We start from the raw sequence: 6,022 nt of genomic DNA, 5'->3' as shown, positions 1-6,022 counted from the left end.
GGTCGCTCAACCCGACCGAGGCCTGGCCGACGAACAGCGCCAGCACGGAAAACATCATGAAGACGTTCCACTCCAGCGGCACGCCCATCGGGATCGACGACAGGATGCCAAAGTGGAAGCACAGCATGACGAATGCGGCGATCGCGGCGGGCCAGCCGCCGTGGCTGAAGAACAACACCAGCGGCACCAGCCCTTCGATCGCGGTGGAAAAATGCGCGAGCCAGCGCGAGGCCCTGCCCGGACGCAGGTCATCCGGAAAGTGTTCGAAGAACCTCCGTTTGATGAACCGTGGCCTAAACACCGGGTTGTTGCTCATCATCGTCGAGATGACGAACGGAAAGTGCTTGTTGAGCTTGGATGTTGCCGCGCCCATCCAGATCACCAGGCACACCAGTTTCGCGCCCAAGATCATGTCCACGCCGTAGCCGGCGAATAGGAAGGCGACCGTGAACGAGGCGTACACCTCGCCGCGGGCGGCCAGGAAGATGACCTTGTCGCGCAGACCCACCACCGCCAGCACGCCGAGTATCGCCCAGATCTGCCAGGACGGCAGCACGCCGATCGTCGTCCCCAGCGTCGGGCGCGGCCCGGTGCCATCAGAGAAGATCGCGATGACGAGCAGCACCAGCAGTGCGCCGTACAGCAGCACATCGACCGGAGTCCGCTCATCCCCCTTGGTCAAAGGTATGCGACCCGGCCATGGTGGCAGCCGGATCGTGCCGGGCCGCAGCCAATACAGGATCGAGCCCAATGGCGGGAAGAACCGGTTGTTCAGCGGACCGAAGCCGCAGCCCAGTCCGACCACCTCGAACAGCATGGTGAAGAGCACGACCTTTTCGAACACGATCGGCTCGGCATACCAGTGTGCGACGTTTGTGAACCCGGTGATGCCCGTGGTTGTCAACGCCAGCAGCCACGCCGCCAAGATGTACAGGCCGATCTTGACGACGTAGAAAAGATGCAGCGCTACCGGAGTGCCGAAGCCGACCTCCGCCCAGTGCCGGGCCATCGGGATGATCTTCTCGGCGCGGGTGCCTTTGCTCCACTCCTCGAAGTCGATCTGCGGAGTGTCCTGTTTGAGAAATCCCATGGCGGCAAGATTAGAACGTGTTCTAGCCGGATGGGTCCGGTTCTTGACTACTACTCATCGTAGTAGTACAACGGAGAGTGCAGGCAGGCTTCGTCACCCACAGCTCATCGACGGACGGTGATCGTGATGATCGAACAGATCGAGCAGCAACAGGACAACTCGATTCAATGGCTGCCCTGGGCCGCAATCGCATTCGTGATCGGCTTTGGCGTGCACGGCCTGGACCATCTGCGCCGCGGAATGTCGGCGTCGCCACCGTTCATCATGGCGGCCGGCATGGTGCAGGGGCTATTCATCGTGCTGGCCGTCTCAATGGTGGTGATGTCTCGCCCGCGCGCGCCGCTGGCGGCAATCGGGGTCGGCTTCGGCAGCGCGCTGGGATTCACGTACGCGCATCTGCTGCCGACGTTCCTGCCCGGCTACCAGGACAGCTACATATCGCTGCCGCACATCAACGTAACGTGGTTCTCGTGGTTCAGTGCCCTCGCTGAGATCGGCACCGCCGTCGCCTTCGGGATCGTCGGGATGCGGGAGGTGAACCGTGCCCAGCATTCTGTTCTTTGATGGCGCATGCGGAATGTGCACGCGGTCGGTGGAGCTGCTGTACAGACTCGATCGCACGGGCCAGCTGCAGACCGAACCGTTGCAAAGTCCGGGAACGTCGCAGCGACTGGGTATTTCGCCGTCGGAATTGCTGGATTCGGTGCGTTGGCTGGATTCGTCGGGTGCCGTTTACTCCGGCGCAGAGGCCGCCAACGCCGCCCTGTCGGCGGCGATCGGCACCCGAATCCCGTTAATCATCTACCGGATTCCCGGTGTCGGATTCATCGAGGAAGCCATCTACCGATGGGTGGCCGCGAACCGGTATCGCTTTCCCGGGACTACCCCGTACTGCCAGTCACACCCGAGCGCCTGCTGAGCGGGAGGAGCGCTTCCTTTTCCAGTGCGGACTCTTGATCGCCTCGAGGGCTTCGGTGACGTAGCGGTCCAGGGACCGCGGCTTCTTGGTCGACTGGCGCACCCATTGACGGAAGGCGAAATCACCTGCGGTAAAGCCGAGTTGGACGAGCAGGCCAGGCCGGATGTCGACATCTGGGTCAGCCCCCATGCGGTTGCCGATCAGCTTCGTCGCCCGCTCTTTGTCGGCCGGCGTGTGCAAGGTGACCTTGTCGAGCAGATCGGGAGCCACCAGCAGGGCCTCGCGCCATTCTTCGCAGTCGGCTTGGTCGAACGACCTGGTCCGGACGATGATGGCGTTGATCAGCGCGACATCCGGCGACTCGCCGGCGGGCCGCTGTTCGAGAAGGTTGACGATCGCCGCGCCGCCATGACGAACCGGCGCAAGCAACAGCTCCTCCTTCGTCGGGACGTGCCGGAAGAAGGTGCGCGGTGAAACACCAGCGGCTGCAGCGATTTCCTCGGTCGTCACCGCGTCATACCCGCGTTCGATGAACAGCCGGAATGCGGCTCGCCGAATGTCGGCCCTGATTTGTGCGCGCTGACGATCCCGCAACGAATCGCCGGTCATCGGAAAGAGCCGATCCCGCCGTCGACCTGGATGGTCTGCCCGGTGATGAACGTCGCGTCGGTGCTGAGCAGGAACGCCACCAGGGCGCCGACGTCGGTGCGAACGTCGCCGATCCTCTTCATCGGAACCCGTGCCACCGCTTTGGCGTAATCGTCAGGGGCGTGTTGCTTCCACAGTTTGACGCCGTCGGACTCGGCGAACGGGCAGATGACGTTGACGCGGATGTTGTCGCGCCCCCATTCCAGGGCAGCGACTTTCGACAGCCCGCGGATGCCTTCCTTGGCGGCCGCGTAACCGCCCCATTTGGGTTCGCCGCCGGTGCCGGTCCCCGAACCGAGGTTGACGATCGATCCCCCGCCCGCCTTGACCATCAGCGGGTGCACCGCCTGCATGAGCAGAAAGGTCGCTCGCGGCCCGACGTCGTGGCCGAGCGCGAAATCTTCTGGGGTGATGTCGACGAATGCCTTTGGCTCGTTGGTGGCTATCGCATTGTTGACCAGACCATGTACCGTCCCGAACGCATCGACGGCGGCCGCGACGATCCGCTGGGCGCTGTCGGGAACCCGCAGATCGGCGACCAGCTTCTCGACCCGACCGGCTGCCGCGAGTTCGGCGGTTGTCGCCGCCAGCACGCCGTCTTGGATATCGACCACCAGCACCGCTGCCCCCCGTTCGAGCAGCGCGGCGGCGATGCCCTTGCCAACACCTTGGGCGGCGCCGGTGACGATCGCGACCTGCCCGCGCATCGAATCGGGGTGGGTGTAGCTCACTTGACCGGTCCCAGATGCAACTGCACGCCGCGGTACAACTCGTAGGTGCTGCGTGCGCCGCTCGGCAATTCGATGAACTCCACCGGCGTCCCGTCCGGATCCTTCACGAAAAACATTCGGACGCCGCCGATCTCGAAAGGCTCTTGCTCGGGCTGGTAGCCGGCGCCGCTGATTCGGCGATGGGTGTCGTCCAGGTCGGTCACCGACAACGACACGTTCTGAATGCCGACGATCCCGCGACGGGTCGGCTTATCCGTGGCCGGTTTGGCGCCAAGCGACAGCAGCTCCACCATCAATCCACCGAGCAGGCCGCCTGCTACCCTGCCCTCCTGCTTGTTTCTGGCGTGCAAGACGGCATCGAACGGCTCGCCGGAGATCGTTCTTTCGAAGACCACATCCATGCCGAGCAGATCGCGGTAGAACGCCAGCGCGCGATCCATATCGGTCACTCCAATGACCAGGTGGCAGAACGAAACGTCGCTCAGGACAGCGTCTGTCACGACGGATCCTGTCGGCCGGCCGGTTGCAGTGCCGGTGCGGGCAGATCGATGGCGGGCTTGGTGGTGCCGCCATCGACGCGCAGCATCACACCGGTGACCCACGACGAGGCAGGCGACGCGAGATACAGTGCGGCAGCGGCGATGTCGCGAGGAGCGCCGATGCGGGCCATCGGGGTGTTCGATTCGAATTGGGTCCGCAATGTGTCGTCGGACATGACGAAGTCCATTGACTGGGTGGCGACACCGCCAACACCGATCGCGTTGACGCGCACCAGCGGGGCGAGTTCGGCCGCCATGTTCTGGGTCACCATGTTCAATGCCGCCTTGCCCGCGCCGTAGGCAACCATGCAACTCATCACCATGTCACTCGATCGCGACGAGACGTTGACGATGGATCCCGAGCCGTTGGTGTCGACCATCGCCTGGGCGGCGAACTTGCTGAGCAAAAACGGTGCGACGGCGTTGAAATGCAGTGCGGTAGTCAGGTATCGCGAGGAAGTCTGCATCGCCGGCCGGGGTGGTGTGCCGCCGGCATTGTTGACCAGGATCGACAGCCGCCCGAATTGTTCGACGGTGATTGATACCAGCCGAGCGAGATCGTCATCGACCATTACGTCGGTGACCACGGCCAGCCCGCGGCGACCGGTTTGTTCGATGAGCGCGACGGTGTTGTCGAGGTCGGAGCTGGTACGTGCGGCGACAACGACGTCGGCGCCGGCCTCGGCGAACGCCACAGCGATCTCGCGACCGATCCCGGCGCCGGCGCCGGTCACGATCGCGACCTGATCGGTGAGACGGAACGCGTCGAGGATCACCGGTTAGCCGCCGCGAGGTTGGCCGCCGGACGGCCGGCGAACAGCGGCAGGTCCAGGTAGGTCTTGATGCCCGGCTCGGCGGCGCACACATCGGGGATGGCGTTGACGCAATGGTTGGCGGTCGCCACGACGCCCGGATTCCGTTTCAGCCCTTCGGCTATCGATGGCGGCTGCAGCCCCTTGAAGGTGAGGCTCACGGTGGGGTCGCCGGTGATCTCCACCTCGAAGCGTTCGCCGCGGCCGTCGAAATTCCAATCCGGTTCCAGGTTCTCCTCCCCCATCAGCCAGTTGACCGCCGCCGTGATGACCGGCTGTCCGTCGGCCAGGGCTTGCCAGCGGAACCGGCGCGCGGCAACGGTTCCCGCGGTAATCGGGAACGGGTCGTAGTCGATGTCGGAGGTCGCCACCGCGATCTCCTGAATGGTGCTGATATTGGGATCGATACGAAGTCCCATGTGGTCGGCGACCATTCGCACCGACTGCTTGAAGCCCGCCTCGAGCAGGCTGGCCATCGGCCCCTGCATCGCTTCCTCGGGGGTGCCGCCGAAACCCATGATGTGGCGCACGACGTCCGGGGCGTTGTAGGTCCGGATGTCGGAGAATTCTTCGGCCCGCACGTGGGTGACCGCCGACGACAGCGAGGACAGCATGAGCGGGAATCGCTCGGTGATGCCGCCTGGGTGTATCCCCGAACCATGCAGCGTCACGCCCCCTTGAAGCGCAGCGTCGGCGATCGCCTGGACAGCAGGGTTGCTCATATCCGGATACACCCAGCCGACCGGGGTCACTACATTCTTGCCGGACCGCAAGATCGCAACGACCTCTTCATCTTTGGGGATCAGCGGGCTGTACACCACGCAGTCGGCATCGGTGGCCAGCACCTCGTCGACGCTGGAGGTGGCGGCAACGCCCAGCGCGGTAGTGCCGAGGATCTCGCCGACGTCGCGCCCGTTCTTGTCCGGGCTGTGCACCCAACATCCGGCCAGCTCGAGCTGCGAATGGTTCAGCACGCATTCGATGGCGGCTTTGCCGACACCTCCGGTTGCCCATTGAATGACACGAAGTTTGGACCGACTACCCACGCGCACACCTGCCCTTTACATGTCGACGCCTGCATGGCAGGGTATGACCAATTGGCAGGCACTGTCAACAATACGGGAGGGACGGAGCGTGGGAATCCTTGACGGCAAGGTCGCGGTCGTCACCGGAACCAGCCGCGGCGTGGGTGTCGGCATCGCCCATGAATTGCTGCGCGCCGGTGCCACCGTCGTCGGATGCTCGCGCTCACCGCTGGACACCATCCCCGGCATCGACGCAGA

9 protein-coding genes are annotated in these 6,022 nt (G+C 64.2%); 3 read left to right on the top strand and 6 right to left on the bottom strand.

Translation table 11 applies throughout. The features are described 5' to 3' along the window. Positions 1-1,090 (bottom strand): DUF3556 domain-containing protein (locus WBF82_RS10815; RefSeq protein WP_424383033.1); only part of this gene is annotated, 1,090 nt, incomplete at its 3' end. 126 nt (positions 1,091-1,216) lie between these two features. Between WBF82_RS10815 and WBF82_RS10810 the strand changes: the two genes are divergently transcribed. Both WBF82_RS10810 and WBF82_RS10805 read left to right on the top strand, forming a co-directional pair. Continuing rightward, positions 1,217-1,654, top strand: coding sequence for a hypothetical protein (locus tag WBF82_RS10810; RefSeq protein ID WP_424383032.1), 438 nt, complete (start codon positions 1,217-1,219; stop codon positions 1,652-1,654). Then, positions 1,632-2,009 (top strand): thiol-disulfide oxidoreductase DCC family protein, encoded by a 378-nt coding sequence (locus tag WBF82_RS10805; RefSeq protein ID WP_424383031.1) that lies wholly within the window; start codon positions 1,632-1,634, stop codon positions 2,007-2,009. The genes WBF82_RS10810 and WBF82_RS10805 overlap by 23 nt, the downstream gene beginning before the upstream one ends. Here the strand turns inward: WBF82_RS10805 and WBF82_RS10800 are convergent. The 5 genes from WBF82_RS10800 to WBF82_RS10780 are packed head-to-tail and all read right to left on the bottom strand — an operon-like array spanning position 1,989 to position 5,785. Next, a complete protein-coding gene (locus tag WBF82_RS10800; protein ID WP_424383030.1) occupies positions 1,989-2,618 on the bottom strand; it encodes a TetR/AcrR family transcriptional regulator in 630 nt (209 codons plus the stop codon). The two genes, WBF82_RS10805 and WBF82_RS10800, sit on opposite strands and share 21 nt — an antisense overlap. After that, the gene (locus WBF82_RS10795) at positions 2,615-3,388 is read right to left on the bottom strand and encodes an SDR family NAD(P)-dependent oxidoreductase (protein WP_424383029.1); all 774 of its coding nucleotides are present in this window, start codon (positions 3,386-3,388) and stop codon (positions 2,615-2,617) included. The genes WBF82_RS10800 and WBF82_RS10795 overlap by 4 nt, the downstream gene beginning before the upstream one ends. Next, positions 3,385-3,888 (bottom strand): VOC family protein, encoded by a 504-nt coding sequence (locus WBF82_RS10790; RefSeq protein ID WP_424383028.1) that lies wholly within the window; start codon positions 3,886-3,888, stop codon positions 3,385-3,387. The genes WBF82_RS10795 and WBF82_RS10790 overlap by 4 nt, the downstream gene beginning before the upstream one ends. Next, on the bottom strand, positions 3,885-4,703 hold the full coding sequence (locus tag WBF82_RS10785; protein ID WP_424383027.1) for a glucose 1-dehydrogenase: 819 nt from the start codon (positions 4,701-4,703) through the stop codon (positions 3,885-3,887). Before WBF82_RS10785 ends, WBF82_RS10790 begins: the two co-directional genes overlap by 4 nt. After that, positions 4,700-5,785 carry a dihydrodipicolinate reductase gene (locus tag WBF82_RS10780; protein WP_424383026.1) on the bottom strand — a complete coding sequence of 362 codons (1,086 nt, stop codon included), beginning with the start codon at positions 5,783-5,785 and terminating at the stop codon, positions 4,700-4,702. The genes WBF82_RS10785 and WBF82_RS10780 overlap by 4 nt, the downstream gene beginning before the upstream one ends. A gap of 88 nt (positions 5,786-5,873) precedes the next feature. Here WBF82_RS10780 and WBF82_RS10775 point away from each other — a divergent pair. Continuing rightward, positions 5,874-6,022, top strand: a 149-nt coding sequence (locus WBF82_RS10775; RefSeq protein WP_424383034.1) for an SDR family NAD(P)-dependent oxidoreductase, incomplete at its 3' end; no start/stop codon positions are given.

It is taken from the genome of Mycobacterium sp., from assembly GCF_049673265.1.
GTDB lineage: Bacteria > Actinomycetota > Actinomycetes > Mycobacteriales > Mycobacteriaceae > Mycobacterium.
The sequence above is the reverse complement of the archived record's forward strand: the minus strand, read 5'-3'. Positions and strand labels throughout refer to the sequence as shown.